The organism is Cephaloticoccus primus (genome assembly GCF_001580015.1).
Classification (GTDB): Bacteria; Verrucomicrobiota; Verrucomicrobiia; order Opitutales; family Opitutaceae; genus Cephaloticoccus; species Cephaloticoccus primus.
Genome location: NZ_LSZQ01000050.1, coordinates 1 through 17,416 on the forward strand (window position 1 = coordinate 1; position 17,416 = coordinate 17,416).

General features: G+C 56.1%; 10 protein-coding genes. 4 read left to right on the top strand and 6 right to left on the bottom strand.

Features of this window, described 5'->3' with window-relative positions:
• Positions 1-93 precede the first annotated feature (93 nt).
• Positions 94-2,094 (bottom strand): glycoside hydrolase family 3 protein, encoded by a 2,001-nt coding sequence (locus AXK11_RS06505; RefSeq protein WP_197456829.1) that lies wholly within the window; start codon positions 2,092-2,094, stop codon positions 94-96.
• 636 nt (positions 2,095-2,730) lie between these two features.
• Here AXK11_RS06505 and AXK11_RS09490 point away from each other — a divergent pair.
• Positions 2,731-5,142 (top strand): TonB-dependent siderophore receptor, encoded by a 2,412-nt coding sequence (locus AXK11_RS09490; protein WP_082780983.1) that lies wholly within the window; start codon positions 2,731-2,733, stop codon positions 5,140-5,142.
• A gap of 71 nt (positions 5,143-5,213) precedes the next feature.
• On the opposite strand, the gene AXK11_RS06510 is transcribed toward AXK11_RS09490, so the two are convergent.
• Positions 5,214-6,674, bottom strand: coding sequence for a glycosyltransferase family protein (locus AXK11_RS06510; protein ID WP_197456830.1), 1,461 nt, complete (start codon positions 6,672-6,674; stop codon positions 5,214-5,216).
• Between the two features lie 243 nt (positions 6,675-6,917).
• Complete coding sequence (locus AXK11_RS06515; RefSeq protein ID WP_068630501.1) at positions 6,918-8,375, bottom strand: MATE family efflux transporter; 1,458 nt, start codon at positions 8,373-8,375, stop codon at positions 6,918-6,920.
• Positions 8,376-9,036: 661 nt separating this feature from the next.
• Here AXK11_RS06515 and AXK11_RS06520 point away from each other — a divergent pair.
• On the top strand, positions 9,037-9,594 hold the full coding sequence (locus AXK11_RS06520; RefSeq protein WP_068630503.1) for an FKBP-type peptidyl-prolyl cis-trans isomerase: 558 nt from the start codon (positions 9,037-9,039) through the stop codon (positions 9,592-9,594).
• A gap of 120 nt (positions 9,595-9,714) precedes the next feature.
• Here AXK11_RS06520 and AXK11_RS06525 read toward each other — a convergent pair whose 3' ends face one another.
• Entirely contained in the window at positions 9,715-10,677 is a 963-nt protein-coding gene (locus tag AXK11_RS06525; protein ID WP_082780984.1) for a M48 family metallopeptidase, read from the bottom strand.
• A gap of 6 nt (positions 10,678-10,683) precedes the next feature.
• Positions 10,684-11,133 carry a metallophosphoesterase family protein gene (locus AXK11_RS06530; protein WP_068630506.1) on the bottom strand — a complete coding sequence of 150 codons (450 nt, stop codon included), beginning with the start codon at positions 11,131-11,133 and terminating at the stop codon, positions 10,684-10,686.
• Between the two features lie 1,417 nt (positions 11,134-12,550).
• On the opposite strand from AXK11_RS06530, the gene AXK11_RS06535 reads away from it, so the two are divergent.
• On the top strand, positions 12,551-12,907 hold the full coding sequence (locus AXK11_RS06535; RefSeq protein WP_068630508.1) for a hypothetical protein: 357 nt from the start codon (positions 12,551-12,553) through the stop codon (positions 12,905-12,907).
• 1,660 nt (positions 12,908-14,567) lie between these two features.
• Complete coding sequence (locus AXK11_RS09795) at positions 14,568-14,861, top strand: hypothetical protein (RefSeq protein WP_156469235.1); 294 nt, start codon at positions 14,568-14,570, stop codon at positions 14,859-14,861.
• Between the two features lie 332 nt (positions 14,862-15,193).
• Here the strand turns inward: AXK11_RS09795 and AXK11_RS06545 are convergent, their stop codons facing one another.
• The gene (locus tag AXK11_RS06545) at positions 15,194-17,389 is read right to left on the bottom strand and encodes a bifunctional rhamnulose-1-phosphate aldolase/short-chain dehydrogenase (protein ID WP_068630513.1); all 2,196 of its coding nucleotides are present in this window, start codon (positions 17,387-17,389) and stop codon (positions 15,194-15,196) included.
• Positions 17,390-17,416 lie beyond the last annotated feature (27 nt).

The window sequence follows — 17,416 nt, forward strand, 5'->3', positions numbered from 1 at the left end:
CTTGGGGCAAACTAGGCCGCCCGCTCCATCTGCCCGATGCGCACGTAGAGCCGCCGCGTGAGCAGGATCGCGGCCAGCAAAGCCTGACTCGTATCACCTTTGGCCTTCGTAACGAAACCCAAACCCAATCGGGAACAATGGCCTCTCAGAATCATGTGGTACATCGGAACTTTGTGCTTCGACTGCTGCCATTGACGACGGTAGTTCAAATGGCAATCGGCCCTTAGGCTCAGATTTGCCGAGCACGACATCGAGAAAAGCTTCATGGGTAATCCCGAAATCACCAAACAGAGCTCGGACATGCGGGAGTAGTGCAGTCAAAACCGCAGGACGCTCCAAATTTACGCTAGCGATTACCGGCACCCCTCTAGCCGCCAGTGATGCTAGCTCATCAAAATCCTTCTGCCCGGCCTCAAAAGCGAGATTACCTTCTGCCATACTGCGTCCAAATCGGGAATCGGGATGGAGCACCTCGCGAGGCGCCTTTAGTCTCACAATTGCCAAATCTGCCTGTGCAGGGTCAGTCACCACCTTGAGCCCTCGCGCCTCAACTGCTGCCGCATCAAGCTCAACCCCCAAAAAGTAAATCCGGGGAGCTGCCGTTTGCCCACTCTCCCCCGTAATACGCAGCGGCAATAGCGCCCCCTCGTTCTTCAGAAGAACCAAGGAGTATTGCTGTGCGGCCAGTCCCGCTGCCTGAGCCTCAGGATTACTTGTGACCGTCAATGCCTCCTCTGGGGAAACGTACGGATTTTCAAATAGCCCGATCCGAAACTTATCCAAAAGTATCCGTCGCACCGACACATCAAGCCTCCCCTCCTCCAATAATCCGCGCTCAACCGCCTCAATCAGGTACTCAGGCTCTTCCGAACCACCAAGCTGGTCAACTCCAGCCTCTACTGCCTTTACGTAGCGCTCCAACTTACTTGCTTTTTCCATCCCCCAAGGAGTCCCCCCCATCACATCCCGATTCACCCCTCCCATACACTCACAGTTACAATCTTCAGTAATCCCCCAGTCCGAGAGGATCATCCCGGTAAAGCCATATCGACTGCGAAGTAGATCACCCAAGAGGTAACTATTGAAGCCACCACCAACAGGTTCCATCGGATGCCCCTCGTAGACGAAGTCTCGTAAAATCGTATAGGTCGGCATCACTCCAGCGGCCTGAACCTCAAAGGCTCCTTCAAAGGCTTGCAAGTGTTTCTCAAAAGCCCCGCCAGGGAATCCCGACCAACGCCCATAGGCCATGTGTCCATCAAACCCTTGCTCAACTGCTGCGCCATAGCCGGCCCAGTGTTTAACGACGCTGATAACCCCGTCATAACTAGGACCACTCCTCCCGCCTTGGATCCCCTCAACATAAGCACGAACCAAGTCACGAACCCGCTCTGGCTCTTCCCCAAAGGTGGCACTGATCCGCCCCCAGCGCGGCTCAGTCGCCAAATCAGCCATTGGTGACAATGCCATATGAATCCCCACTGCGCGATACTCTAGGCGGACGATTTCTCCCAAACGGCGAACAATCTCCAGATCACCAATCGAAGCTAGCCCTAAAGGCTCCGGCCACATGGAAATAACAGGGGCTGCCCTGTAAGCACCCCACCTCAGGTAGTTGCGCGGATCCGAGGAAAGCGTCAAAGGGATTCCTAATCGACCTTCTTCTGCAAGTTCCTGCAAACTATTATTTTGCCTAGCTAACTCTGATGGCTCTATCTCTAGCCTAGTGATCGCACTTGTGATGTGTTTCTCCAGCAAAAGCCTACGCGTGCCATCCAAATCATACTGCCCCTCGGCAAACTGAACTGTACCGTGCAACATCGTTCCAACTTTCTCAGCTAAACTCATTTGCGAAACGAGATCCGCACTGCGCTCCTCAGCAGAAAGCCTCCAGTCTTCATAAGGATCAATTCTTTCATTGCGATTCAGGTCGCGAAACCTTAATCCATCAACCGTCAAAATAGGAATACTCCGTGAGCCAATTTCCGGTTGCTGCTCAGGTTGAGCGACTACCTCCTGAAAAAAAATTAAACTGATAGCAAAGGACAAAAAGAAAACGGAACTACTGTAGCAGGAAGGTTGGTACATATTCATAAGTGCTTAGAAAATGGACTTTTGCGAAGTTAAAGACAGCGAAAAAAGAGAAAGTTCCATCGCACAGCCTCATTATGGGTCATAATGCATCACCGCCAAGGGCGGCCCACCTTTCCTATAAAAAATGGATATTAGGAAGCAGAATGGGGTATTCTGTTTCTTAAGCCCCTTGAGAATAGAAGTAAAAGTGTGGGAAACTGGAAAAAAAGCTTGCATTGAGAGTGCCCAAGCTCATTGAGACTGGCTCAGCTTCCACCCCGTCCCCCCCCCAAACTATGCCCCCTGTTTGGACAACTCTGCTGAGTCGTTCCTTGTGCGTGTATTTCGCGCGTCTGGCGGGGCTGTGCGCAGCTAGCAAGAGGGGTTCTTTCGCCCTAACGCCTAAGCTCGCTGTCGAGCTGTCGAGCTGTCGAGCTGTCGAGCTGTCGAGCTGTCGAGCTGATTTTGACGCACGAGTGCGCCTGTCAAGCCTTTTATTTAGAGCGGGTTGCGGAGTTTTTCCTCGGCTACCTGTCTCTCGTGCCCGCTTCATTCGCCGGACTGTTTAGGCGAGCAGCGGGCTTTTTTTGCTTCCCCTAAGCCGCTCCACTCTGGGATCGGCTCCTGTATAACCATAACCCCAAACCTAAAAAGCATATGAAACTGCAAGCTTGGCTTGTGCCTACACTACTTGCTTTTGGCGTGCCGCTAGCAACCCACGCCCAAAGCAGCCCCAGTCGCTCCCTCGCCGACCAGGTCGACGACGACGATCCCGTCTACCTCTCTCCGTTTGAAGTCTCTTCTGATCGCGTCAGCGGCTATCGAAGCACCGAGTCAGGTGCATTTCGTTTCCGGCGTGACTTGATTGATACTCCACAGTCTATCACTGTTATTACCAATGACTTCATTCGTGATATTGGAGCTAGCTCAATTATTGATGCTACACAGTATGTATCGGGTGTTAGTCATGGAGCACTAGCTGGGCCTAACGGTATATTTAATCGCCAAGTATTGCGAGGTTTTGAAATCTATCACGGCACGGTCGATGGTATTGGTGGATCTGCCGCAAACGTCGACCCTGATATCGTTGAACGTATTGAAATCCTAAAAGGCCCCAACGCGCTTATCGAGCCTTCGGGCTCTCCCGGAGGAGCATCTAATATCATTACTAAATCTCCAAAGTTCGAATCTGCTCAAGTAGTTAAAGCCGAGTTTGCGAGCAAATACTTTGGCAGCAAAGGAGTCGTAGACTCTACTGGCCCAATACCAGGGACAGAGCACTTCGCCTACCGCCTCATTGGAACCTACCAAGATGCATCCTCATTTGTCCCAGGTAGAATTTTCAATAAGACACTCAATCCGATGTTAACCTGGGCAATCACTCCCAAGGCTCAATTGAAACTAAAAGGGCAGTTCTTTAACTGGAGACAGGTTGGCTCGGTTGCTGCGAATCAGCATAATATTCACTTCCGCGATGATCTACCTCAGGGGGCGACAGTTTCGCTCGCTGATATCAAGCCTGGATACAAATACGGAGGGGCTAATGGTCAGCCAGAGTGGAATGAGCGCGCAATGAAAATCCGTAGAGGTCTGGCCGAGTTCACTACTGCATTGAACGATAATATCAACCTAAGGCTCGCTCATCTGAGACTCTACTATCACTACTACGGTAATGGCGGTGGTTTATTTCAGGCCTACGACAACATGTTCGGACTCAACCGCAGGGATCCACACACAGGTTTTTACACTCATTCCGAACACTGGCAGCGGCTTGACCCCAACCTGCCCTATGATGAGGCGAGTAATCCTTATATTTCCACCCCTGTCGACCAAACAATTTACGGCGCTTGGTTAAATGAAGGCTTTAACCACGTCTGGAGCCAGCAAACGCACTATCAGGCTGACTTAACCGGAAAATGGAGCTTCGGATCTTTTGGCGGGGCGCCTATGGCCACACTCAGTATCCTCACAGGGGCATCGCGCTCGGCAGACTGGGCTCATCTTAAAGGCTGGACTAAGCCAGATGACATGATTGTGGGCTGGGATTTTAATAAAACTGTCTACACTCCCACAGCTACCCTACCAGCCTTTGATTACGACCTCACAAACCCTCCGCAGTATATCAATAACGTCCCTCGCCCCAGAACTGCACCGTTTTTGAGTAGCGAGAGTAAAAATCCAAGAGTCTATCAAGATCAGATTTACATTAACGGACAACTCGATATCCTCCAAGGGAAATTAATTATCACAGGAGGCGTCTCGCATCAGCGGAGAGATGCGCCAGGCGGCATTAATTTATTGACGGGAAATATTGGCGGCAGTTTGAAAGGAACAAAGAATAGCCCGTCCTTTGCAGCCCTATACAAAGTAACCCCTTGGAGCTCGCTGTATGTACATCACTCGGAAAATGCAACATCCACCACGTACTTCGACGGCAACGTCGATACCGTTTTGTGGCAAGATGGCAAACAGGAAGAGCTCGGCTTAAAACTCGATTTTTTTGACCGGAGGCTCTCCTTCACCACTGCGTACTATGAACTGAAGCAAACCAATGTAGCTACACAGCATCCAAACCGCTGGTTCGACCCGACACTCCCCGATCAGTTAGCCGATATCACAAACGAAGGCTTTGAGTTCGACATAATAGGACAAGTCACTCAAAATCTCACAATACTAGCCAGTTATACGGATATGAAAATGAGAGATCAACTTGGACGCCAGCGAATGGGCATCGCAGACAGGTTCTACAATGGACTCGTCAAATATGCATTCCCAACTGGAACGGCAAAAGGATTAAGTGTGTTCGTCGGATTCAACCATGTTGGGAAACATGCAGGAGAGAATCCTCCCGATCGTACCCCTCTTGGTGTCGTAGTTCCAGTCAGCTTCTACATGCCCTCTCGTACAATATTTAATGGAGGCGCAAGCTACGAGTACGGGCTGGCACGCTTTCAAATTAACGTTGAAAACCTCTTCAACAAGAAGACACTCTGGCAGCCTGGAGGCCGAAACGAGTTAACCGCCTTCCCAGGAACGAACATACGATTAACAACTACTTTTACTTTTTAGATCCCTGCTAAACCCAGACTAGCCTCACCAAACGAGCCGCCTTCGGCGGCTCGTTTTTGAAATCACAAATCTTAATAATTCAAACTCCCTCTCAATTCTCCAAAAATTATTATTTTCTCGTCAGGATACTCAATGAAAATATCGCCCTCCGATAGCCCATGAGGCAGCCTATCCCTATCATGCTTCACAAAATCGGCATCTGGAAATACATTTTGGGAAAAGTACAGAAAATAACGCGGGCTCTCTCTTCCTTTCGCGTCACCATGGTTACACAAGACCCTTATAAAATTATACCTATTTCTATCGATATAATAAGATACTGACTTCTCAAATACGCTCTCAATTTCCAAAGCCATAACCTGCCCCTCGGCCTGCCCTTTCGCATTAATCATCTCTAATATTTGGGTAGTATGAGCATCAAAATCCCACAACGTAGTTTTGTAAAAATTTGCCCTCGAAATAAAATTCATAAAGAAAGCTGACACTAACACAGCTAATAAACTCATACTAACCCACCTACCTAGGCTGTATAAACAAAAACAGAGTGAAAGAATCATGAGCGGATATAGAAACAAGCCTACTCGATCTATCGGATACTTTACCCCAGCGAGATGATGCGCGAGAATAATCAGAGAAACAGACAAAATAGTCACACCAACAAATAATCCTGACATAGGAGCTCTCCACTTTCTAAAGAAGGAAAAGCCTATACCAGCTACACTAATTAACAAAAACGAGTTCAATAGGAGTGGAGCAAGCGAAGAAGGCTTAAAATCACCTAGACTATACCTGGCAAGAGACATCAGTGTATCGCGATAGACCCCACACTCCCCTCCATAGGACAGCCCCCTATGTTTTTCCAGCCTAAAAATCGGAACTGCGATTACCAAGAGCAGTATAATACCTACTAAGAAGCTATGCAATAAGGACTGTTTAAGCGTCCTCCTATCCTTTTTCAAGAGAACCGCTATATTTAGAGTTAGAGCTAGGGCCAGCTCAAAATAGACCATAGAAAATATACTCAAAACCGAAAAAGCTCCAAACCCCAAGCTTTTGTATAAGCTGGAAACTGAAAAATCCTCAATATTTTGGGATGCAAAATACAAAGCCCCCATCATAAACGCAAATGACATCCCGTACCCTCTCGCGAGACTGAAAAACTCAAGCATAAAGGGATTGCAAATTAAAAGCGCAAAACACCCGACCCCATAAACATGTGGCAGGCGATTCAACAAGAGCCTGTAAGAAAAATATATATACATCAAAAGAGACACGAGCCCAGGAACCCTCGCCCAAAACAGTGATTCATTCCCAGACAGGAACAGAAACTTAATAACCACTGTGTTAAGCATGTGATTATTGGCTATAGGTGATGCCTTAAACAATATGCTGTGCAGTGATTGAGGTACAAACTCCTGCAAAGTCACCACTTCATCATACGTCACCCCCACCTTTATCGCTCTTACTAAGGCATAAGAAAAGAAAGTCAGCCCTATTACAGTATAAATGATTGCTATCTTATTTATTTTCACAATCCCAATTGGACAGATAGGCAACCGCGAAAGATCCCTCACTTCTGAGTATGACCCAGTCCCCATAGGTATCTCTACGGCGAATAGTTCACCTGAATTTAGAATAGCCCGTAAAGCTCCTCATTCACTGAAGCGCAGACGCAAGTCCGCCGTGGTGCTGGCGACCGGCGGCGCCTCGCGCGAGAAGCGGCTGCGGATCGACGGGCTAAGCCTCGCGCAACTGCGCGCGCGGCTTGGGGCAAACTAGGCCGCCCGCTCCATCTGCCCGATGCGCACGTAGAGCCGCCGCGTGAGCAGGATCGAGGCCAGCGACAGCGCACACGCCAGACCCACCCACACGTGCAACGGCTCCAGCAAGCGCACGCCAAACACATAGGCTGCGGGCATCCCGATCACCCAGTACACCACGCCGATGATGACCGTCGGCACCTTCACATCGGCGAGGCCGCGCAGGCCTCCCGAGGCGATGACTTGCCCGCCGTCGAAGAGCTGAAACACCGCCGCCACGATCAGCAGCCGCGTCGCCAGCTCGACCACCGGCAAATCAGGCGTGAAGCCCGAGGCGATCAAGCGCCCCGCCAGCACAAAGGCAATCAGCGAGCACAGCGCGTAGCCCGCGCCCACGGCTTGCGCACCAATCACGATCGGTCGCAGCGCACCGCGCTGCCCCTCGCCCACCGTGCGCCCCACACGCATCGCCAGCGCGATCGACAGGCCAAGAGGTATCGTGAAAGTAAAGCCCGAGCAGTTAAGCGCGATCTGGTTGGCCGCCAGCGGCACCGTGCCGATCCAGCCCATCATCAGGCTCGCCATAGCAAAGGCGCCGCCCTCGAAAACGAGCTGCACGGCGACCGGCACACCCAGCGCCAGCATCTCGCGCAAGTGCGACCAGGACAGCCGCGCAAACCACGCCGAGTTTTCGGAAAGGTCACGACCCGCTGTGGAGCCGGAGCGCGGCTCACCCACATGCGGCGCACTCGCGCTCGCGCGCAGCTCGGCGCGGAGGCGGTGGCCCCCTCCCGCCTTCCCGGGCCACTCGGCGCGAAACGTCTCGCGCCCGCTCAACCACCACCACAGCGCGACGAGCGACACAATCCGCGCGGCCAGCGTCGCCCAGCCCGCACCCGCCAAACCCAGCGCAGGCGCGCCCCAGTTTCCATAAATCAGGATCCAGTTGAGCAGCACGTTTAGCGCGACGCTCGACAGCAAGATCACCATCCCGGCCCATGGGTGCCCCACCGCTTCGCTAAACTGCCGCAGCACCTGGAACAGCAGCGTGGGCACCAGCGATACCGCGATCAGCTCCAGATAAGGCCGCACTGCAGCCAGCACCTCCGGCGGCTGGCCGAAATGGCCGAGCCACGGGATGAGCGCAAAGAGCAGCGCACAGCCCGCCACCGACAGAAACAGCGCCAGCCACATCCCGTGGCGCACATACTCCGCGCACTCGCGCGACTGCTTCGCGCCATGCGTGCGCGCCACCAGCACCGAGACCGACGCGAGGATGCCGATCCCCACCATGAAGCCCGCTGTGAACAATACGCCCACAAATGCCGAGGCCGCCAGCGGCACCGCGCCCAGCCGCCCCACCATCACGCTATCGGCCACGCCCATCAGCATCTGGCTGAGCTGCCCGACGATGATCGGAAATGCCAACGCCAGCGTCGGGCGCAGCTCCTTTAAAATCAGTCGCAAGTTCATAGTCGGAAATCCGAAAACCCCTCAAAATCCCCTGCCACCAGCCCGCCCGCTTTCGGCGAGAGCTGCCGCAGCGACGCAGCGCCCGAGGCAAGCAGCCCGCTCGTAAAACCGATCCGGCAACAAGCGCACATGCGCGGCGCAGCGCGGACTAAAAGATCAGGCGGGACATTCATAAAATGCGCCACGCTGCGCGACACACGCCCACCCTCAAGCGAAAGCTCGGGAAAACCTGTCCCCTCCATGCCTCAGCCGAGGCGACAACGATTCCTCGCCAAGTAGAAGGGGCGGGCGACGTGAACAAAACCACTCAAAGGCCCCGCTATTTTTTCTTCGCAACAGGCCTGGAAAGTTTGGCCACCAACGCGGCAGGGGCGCTCGGGCGCAGCAACTCACGCCCTTTCGCGTGAACTATTTGCGGCCCAAATTTGAGCGGCTCGCCCTTCTTGTGGATGGGCCCATCAGATTGGTTGGTTTGCCAGTCATACACGAAGACCGGCCCTCCCCCACATCCACGAGCTTTCCCTCTTTCGCCCGCCAACACCGGCTCATCAGAGTAACACGGTCGAAAGCACGTACGGATAGCGCGTGAGTGGAAGGAATACCTCTTCTCCCACAAAATGGGCGTGTGTGCGCGGGACGGATTGTTAGCGTCGGCGATCTCATGCGGAATTTTGCAGTACCCGTTCTCCTCGGCCTCAGTTTGCTCGCGATTGCGATTGTCGTGCGCTATGGGCTCCTCGCCCGAGCCAATCCCGGGCGCCCGATTAACAGCGCCATGCGCCAAGCCCTCGAAGGCTCGGGCCAGATGGAGCTCAGCGCCGAGGATACCCTGCTCGTCGATTCCCAATTCCCCGGGAAGCACACGCAAAAATCGGGGCTCATGTACGTGCCCCGCGCAGCGGGCAAGGGCCCCACGCCCGATGTCGGTGACGAGCTGGTCGTCCACTACGAGGGCCGCCTCCTCGAAGGCAGCGTCTTCGACAGCTCGCGCGCCGCACACGGCGACCAACCCGGGCAGCCCCTGCGCTTCCGCGTGGGCCTGGGCCAAGTCATCAAAGGCTGGGACGAGGCCTTCCTCAACATGCGCGCGGGTGACAAGCGCACCCTCATCATCCCCTACTGGCTCGCCTACGGCGTACAGGGCCGTCCCCCGCGCATCCCGCCCCGCGCCACGCTCATTTTTGACGTCGAGCTGCTGGAAATCCACCACGGCAAATAACTACCACGCCAAAGCTCACCGGCGGGGCGCACACATATCGGGCCGCACGCGTATGTTTCCCACTCGCCTGCGGGCCCGGTGGCTGACCGCGCAACAGCGGACGACGCGCAGTAGGCAGCCTTAGCTCCCGAGCAAGAGGCTGCCGTTTTGTTTGAGCCAACTTTCGGCGCGTTCCCACTCGGGACAAACCACGGCCACCTGCGCCCAAAATCGGGCCGAGTGGTTCATCTCCCGCAGGTGCATCAACTCGTGGTAGATGATGTAGTCGCGCACGAAGTCCGGCGTCTGCACCAGCCGCCAGTTCAGCGAAATCGTCCCCCGGCCGGAACACGAACCCCAGCGCGAGCGTTGATCGCGCACGACCACGCGCGCGAGCCGCACGGCGGGCTTCATTACTCTGGGCGCCGATTCAACCTCGCTCAAAACCTGCTGGGCGCGGACCGCGAGCTCGCTCGTGCGCAGTGGGAGCTCCGCCCGCGCGAGCCGCGCGAAATGCGCCTCAAGGGTCGGGCGCAAGTCGCCATCGAGCCGCGCTACGCGAAACAGCTCGCCTCCCAAGCTCACCTGCACGCGCCACTTCGCCCCGCCGAGCTCAGCCGCTGTCGCTGCCCGGATTTCCTCAAAAACGCCGCGCCAGAGTACTGCGGTGCCAAGCGTCCAAATCCGGTCAGCCTGGGGACGCTGCGCCTGCCGTTGGCGCGCGCGCTCAAGCCACTGTGCGTGCTGCGCGGCAAATTGCTCCGCGGCGCGTTGGGAGCCGCGCGCAGGGATTGTCACAAGGGCCGTACCGTCGCGCCGCAGCGTAAGCCGGTAATGCCGCGCTCGGGCGCTGCGTTGGAAAACAAGCGGAGCAGGTGCGCTGGCTCGGGCAAGCCCCATCCCCGGACTCGCAGGCGCAACGGGATTCGGAGGGATTTCACTGACTTCCCCACATTCAACGCGCTCGCCTTTATCCGGCGGCTCAGAAAATGCGCCGGGAGCGAGCGGAGGCGGCGCGAGTGGCTGCTGCCACAGCTCGAACAAGTCGCCCTGGATGGCCTCAGGGAGAGCGTCTGTGGGGCCCTTATCTCCAGGCGACGACATGGGCGCTCAGATAGAAACCTGCTCCCAGCGCGTCAACTGCCCGCCCTCAACTTCCAGCCAGGCGAAGCCCGCACGCGAGCCACCACGCGGCTGCGATGCACTGCCCGGGCTCAGCCAACGCCGCCCGCCGAGCATCTCATCGCGCGGGTAGTGCAGGTGGCCGTGCAAGACGACTTGCGCGTTTCGCGGCACCTCGCGGGGATGCGGCGGGATATGCGTGAGGTAAAAAACGACGCCCTCGCGCTCAAGCGTGCAGCTCAGCGGCCAGCGCAGCTCCCAGTCGCAGTTTCCCCGAATGACAACGAGCGGTACCCCGAGCTGCTCACACTCCACTAAACCGGATGGCTCGCACACATCGCCCAGGTGCCAGATCTCGTCTGCCCTGCCCACCACGAAACGCTCCGCAAAGCCCGGCGGAAACCGGTCGTGAGTGTCGGAGAAAACTGCGATTCGCATAGGGAAATGAGCTTGGATGTGGACTTTGACGATACGAACTCAAGCCTGCTCAAGAAAGTAACGATCAATGTAAAGCCCGCCTCCTGATTCAAAGATGCCCGCCTCCTCTGCGAACAAAGCCACCTCCTCCGACTCAAAGGAAAAGCCCTTCCCGCTACGATTAGTCTTTCTAGCCGCACTGGCTCCTGCACTCTTGGGTGTTTTCTGCGCGGGCTTCATCGCGCCACCGATGCTCAGCCCCGATACTGCCAATGGCCTCTTCGCTTGGCATAACTTTGTAGAAGGAGGTACCTGGAATACGATTCGTACAGTCGATCCCGCGAATATTGCACAAAGCGTGGAGTACCCAGTTTCATGGTGGGCACCTGGGCAATATGTCCCTCTCGGGCTGCTGCACTCAGCGGGACTCCGGCTCGGGACCGGGATAATTATCATCTCAACAATCAGTATTCTAATTTTTGGTTTAGGAGTCGCTGCCCTCGCACACGTCATGAAGGCGCCCCAACGCACACTCCCGTGGATTACTCTATCCGCCTGTGCCTCCTACTACATGCTATACCCATTTGGCTTCTTCATAGGGGGCGAGGTGGCTCAAATTACCGTTTGGCCTTGGGCCATCTTCACCGCATGGACGCTGCGCAAGCGCACGGCAGCACTTATTATCATACTCTCTTCCATTCTGCTCATCGGTGCCTTTGGGAAACATTCCTTTGCGATATACGCACTGACAATCCTCGCTTTTCTTTGGGCCGAAGCATTCCGTGACTCAGCCAAACTAGGAATGCTCCGGACTCTATGGGGCAGGCTGTGGTCAACAACACTCACCCTCTGTGCAGTGGGAGTGCTATTTCTTCTGGGGCGCTACATTCTGATAGATACCAGTCATACACCGGGAACCTTAGGCATAACGCCACATGGCTTCCTTGAATCCTGGGGATATAGCTTTTGTGGGCCGCTCCTCGGGGTATCGGGAGTAGATAGAACCCTCGGTTATATTTCCTACCAATTCTTCACAATAAAAGGTGAAGACCTATGGGTAAGCCTGGGTACCTTACTTAGCGTGCTCACCCTCCCAACCCTATACCTCTACGGTTGGTTGATTTCGAGAAAATCACCCATAGAAAGACTTACGGGCAGCGTCGCATTAACGGCTGGAGTAATATTTTTCATTCTTTTATGGAGAGGTGGAGCAATAAGCCTGGAGAGCCGCCACTACCAACCCGCTGCTATACTTTTCCTGCTAGTATTAGGAGCGCGAGCCTTGGAGAAGAATCGGGTGATCTCCATAGGCTCCCGTATATTACTCTCATGGGTGGTCTTGTTCGGCTGTGGCACGCTAATTCAGCGTCATATCAAAATGAGGTCACCTCAATCAGCCAGTTACTCCAACCAAACAGAGAGGCTAACCTTGGGCAATATGCCGAAATCGGTGCAGGAATCACTGGAGGGACTGGCTAGCCTGGATCATTCGCTCATCGTTATAGATACTCCTGCGCAAGGGAATGCGCTATATAAACTCCGCCACCCGACGACCCGTTTTCTACTGGTAGATAACGAAACCGAGTACACGAGTGACAACGAGCGCTATGGGCGGGTGCCGCGGCTGGTGATCGCACTGCAAAACAGGGAAGTCGATAAATCCCGGGCCAAGCAACTGCGCGAGAGTTTCAGGGATTATCGTGAGGACGAATGGTCGAGCCACGAGCTGGATGGCTGGGTCATCTGGCAAGCCGGAGATGCGGTGGCAGTAACCACAAACCCCAGCCAAAGCTGACAGGGGCCCGACTGGACACGCTCAAAGCAAGGGCCTGCTCCCTAGCGCGTCTACTGCCCGCCCTCAACCTCCAGCCAGGCGAAGCCCGCACGCGAGCCACCACGAAACGCTCCGCCAAGCCCGGCGGAAACCGGTCGTGAGTGTCGGAGAAAACTACGATTCGCATAGGAAATCAGCTTGGATGTGGACGTATGACAGTATGGACTGAAGGTTTCTTATATCCAGCGCTCTCCAGCACAGGATCAACACAAAGCCCCCATTCGCACCCTAGCAACACATGCCCCCTTTCCCTGCCACCGAAGCGCTGCCCGTGCTCCAGTCAAAAGAGCCCTTCCCGCTACGATTAGTCTTTCTGGCGGCACTCGTACCCACGCTCTTGGGCGTTTTTTGCGCAACCTTCATTGCCCCTCCAATGCTCAGCTCCGATACCTCTGTCGGACTATTCACATGGTATAATTTCATGGAGGGTGGGACTTGGAATTCAGTTCGCACAGTTGATCCCAGTAATATTGCACAAAGCATGGAGTATCCAGCCGCTTGGTGGTCTCCCGGACAATATGTTCCTCTCGGGCTGCTTCACTCAGCAGGAGTTCGCTTAGGTACTGCGATTACTATTATCTCCGCAGCAGGCACTCTGGCCCTCGGGTTAGGGGTCGCGGCCCTTGCATGGTCAATGCAAGCCCCTCGCCATACACTCCCGTGGATTACGCTCGCAGCTTGTGCCACTCACCATGCGTTTTATGCCTTCGGGTTCTTCTATGGGGGCGAGGTCGCTCAAGTTGCAGTTTGGCCTTGGGCTATATTTCTCGCATGGAGGCTGCGAAAACGCACCTTCCCACTTATTATAATACTCTCTACCATTCTCTTGATAGGTACTTTCGGAAAGCACTCTTTTGCCATATATGCGCTCTCAATACTCGCCTTCCTTTGGGTCGAGGCATTCCGTGACTCAGTCCAAAAAGGAATGCTCCGGACTCTATGGGGCAGGCTATGGTCAACAACACTCACCCTCTGTGCAGCAGGAATACTCTTTGCACTCGGGCGGCACTTCCTGATCGATACAAGTCATACGCCTGGGACTCAGGGAGTAGTCTCTCGCAGTTTCCTCGAGTCTTGGGGTTATAGTTTCTACGGCCCAATTCTTGGGCTATCAGGAATTGATAAAACTCTTGGATATGTTTCGTATCAGCTCCTCGGGATTAAAGGCGAAGATGTATGGAGTAACTCAGGACCGCTGCTCAGCTTACTATCGCCACTTGCCTTAGGCCTCTATTTCTGGCTGCTCTTGAAAAAAGCTCCTATGGAGCGACTTGCAGGGGTCGTCGCGCTTACAACAGGCGCTATATTCTTCCTCCTTCTATGGGCGGGAGGAGCGATAAGCCTGGATAGCCGCCACTACCAGCCGACAGCCATACTGCTCTTACTGGTAACAGGAGCCAAGATTCTAGACTCAAATCGAATTATTGCCATAGGCGCTCGCCTGTTACTAGGGTGGAGTATTCTTTTTGGCTGTGGCACAGTAATACAAAGACACATCAAGATGAGCTCACCCCTGTCAGACTCTTACAACAAGAGTGAAAATCTAACATTAGGAGATATGCCTCAACCTGTGCAAAATGAGTTGGGGAGGCTGGCAGGCCTGGATCATTCAGTCATTACCATGGAGAATTGGGCACACGGGAATGCGCTATATAAACTCCGCCACCCGACGACCCATTTTCTACTGGTAGATAACGGAACTGAGTACACGAGTAACAACGAGCGCTATGGGCGGGTGCCGCGGCTGGTGATCGCACTGCAAAACAGGGAAGTCGATAAACCGCGGGCCAAGCAACTGCGCGAGAGTTTCAGGGATTATCGTGAAGACGAGTGGTCGAGCTACGAGCTGGATGGCTGGGTCATCTGGCAAGCCGGAGATGCGGTGGCAGTAACCACAAACCCCAGCCAAAGCTGACAGGGGCCCGGCTAGGACGCGCATGGCAAGGGCCTGCTCCCATTTATTGGGCCAATTACCCGTTAACCAAAAAAATCGGCCCAATGGGTTCCCACTCTGTTCGCGTCTTGGCCGAGCCCCTGACGAGCCGCCAACGAGCGGCTCGCCGAATAAAAGAGGATCTGCGACTCTCGCACTGCGAAAGGGGGAATGGCTTCGTTTGATCGGGGAGCCGTGCTTCGGCGGGGGCGCAGACCTGTTTTAGCGCCGAGGCCGATTCGCCAATCAAATGACAGGTGGCGCCCGCCACCCTGCCGGCCCGCGCAAGGCCGCCCCGTATCCGGATGTAGTCGCTATCGCAGGAAGGCTTCGTGGAGGCCGCCGTCTACGGTGAGGATTTGGCCAGTGGTTTTGCTGAGGCGTTGGCTCACGAGCAGGAAGTAGGCTTCCGCCTGATCGGCGGGCGTGATGGGCGACTTGGTCAGCGTACGGTCGGCGTAAAACTGTGCGAGTTTCTGCACGAGCGATTCGGTCGCCTCTTCTTCCGTGTAGGGGATCTGGTATTTGGCAAGTGAGCCGATGACGCGGTCGCGCGGAAACATGGCGGAGCCTTTTACCACGGTCGCCGGAGCCACGCCGTTGACGCGCACGAGCGGCGCCAGCTCGATCGCCAGCTCGCGCACGAGGTGGTTGGCCGCCGCCTTCGAGGTGTCGTAGGCGAGCGAGCCTTTTTTGGCGACGGCTGCATTGGCCGAGGTAGTGAGGACGAGTTGCCCCTTAAGCCCTTGCTCGCGCCAGGTCTTGCCCGCTTCGTCGCCGACGAGGTAACTGCCCGTCACGTTGACGCCGAAGGTGAGCGCCCACTTGTCGTCGGGGATGCGGCCGCTGGTGTCGCTCGGCCAAAAAACGCCCGCAGTGACGATGATCGAGTCGAAGCCGCCGTAGGCGAGCGCGACTTCGTCGAGCATGGCGCGGATGCTGGCGCGGTCGGTGATGTCGGCGCCCAGCCCGATTGCCGGGCCGCAGCCGGAAATCCCGCTCCCGGCAACGCCGATGCCGATGCCGAGTTTTTTGCTGATCTCTGCCGCGGTGGCCTCGGCCGCTTCGCGCTTCATGTCCACACACACGATGTTGGCACCTTCGCGCGAGAGGCGGTGCGCCGTTTCTTTGCCAATACCGGAGCCCGCGCCCACGACGATGAGCGTTTGCCGCGCGAGCTCTTTTTCGGCGGGCATGCGCTGGAGCTTTGCCTCTTCGAGCAGCCAGTACTCGATGTCAAAGGCTTCCTGCTGCGGGAGCGCGATGTAGCGGTCGATCGCCTCGGCGCCGCGCATGACCTCGACTGCGCAATTGTAAAACTCGGCCGTGACGCGCGACTCGGACTTGTCCTTGCCCCAAGCGATCATGCCGAGGCCGGGAATCAGAACGACGGTTGGATTGGGGTCGCGCATCGCAGGCGAGTTGGGCCGACGGCAGGCCGCATAGTACGCCGCGTAATCGGCGCGGTAGCGGTCGAGGCCCGCAGCGAGCTTCGCCTTCAGCGCAGCGAGGTCCTCGCCCTGCGGATCCCAGTCGACGTAGAGCGGCTTGATCTTCGTGCGTAAGAAGTGGTCGGGACAGCTCGTGCCGAGCTCCGCCAGGCGCGGGACATCGTGCGAGTTTACGAAACGCAGGATCGCAGCGTCGTCCTGGATCGTGCCGACGAAGCGGCGCTGCTGGGAGACCTGGCCGCGCAACCAAGGAAGGATCGCCGCGAGGGTCGCGCGGCGTTGCGGCTCGTCGAGCGTGCGATAGCGCGCCCCGCCAAAGGCCGCCGCGTCGCCGCCCTTGGCCGCGTACTTTTCCTCGATGTAAGCAGCCGCACGCTCAATGCAGTCGAGCGTGTAGGTGTAGCAGCTCTTGTCGTCATCGGCCCACGAGATGAAGCCGTGCTGGCCCATCATGATCGACTGGAGGCCGGGGCGCGCGCGGGCGATCTCCTGCATGGCGAGCCCGAGCTCGAAGCCCGGGCGCATCCACGGCACATAGGCCATCTCGCCTCCGAAAATCTCCTTCACGAGCGCCTCGCAGTTGGCGCTCGCGGCGACTGCGATCACCGCGTTCGGGTGCATGTGGTCGACGCATTTGCCAGGCAGGAAACTGTGCAGCGGCGTATCGATTGATGTGGCGCGCGGGTTGAGGTTAAAAGTCGCGTGCGGGTACATGCCGACCATGTCGTCCTCGGCCTGCGACTTGAGGCCCTTGTCGGCGCGCGCGGCGTAGCTGTGCTGGAGGCCGAGCAGCTTCTCTTGATAGAGCGAGGCGAAGTTCTCGCGCTTGCTGGTGCGCAGGTCGCCACCCGAGCCCTTGACCCAGAGCACCTCGACCGGCTCGCCGGTCAGCGGATCGCGCTCGGTGAGCTTTGAGGAAGTATTGCCACCGCCGGTATTGGTGATGCGGCGGTCGCTGCCGAGAAGGTTGCTGCGGTAGACGAGCCGCTCGACCGGATCGGCGAGGGTCGCCGCGTGCGCGTCGTCCCAGAGATAGTCCACATGGGTGTAGGTCTTCATGAAAAGAAAGGGGATTTAAGGGAGGAG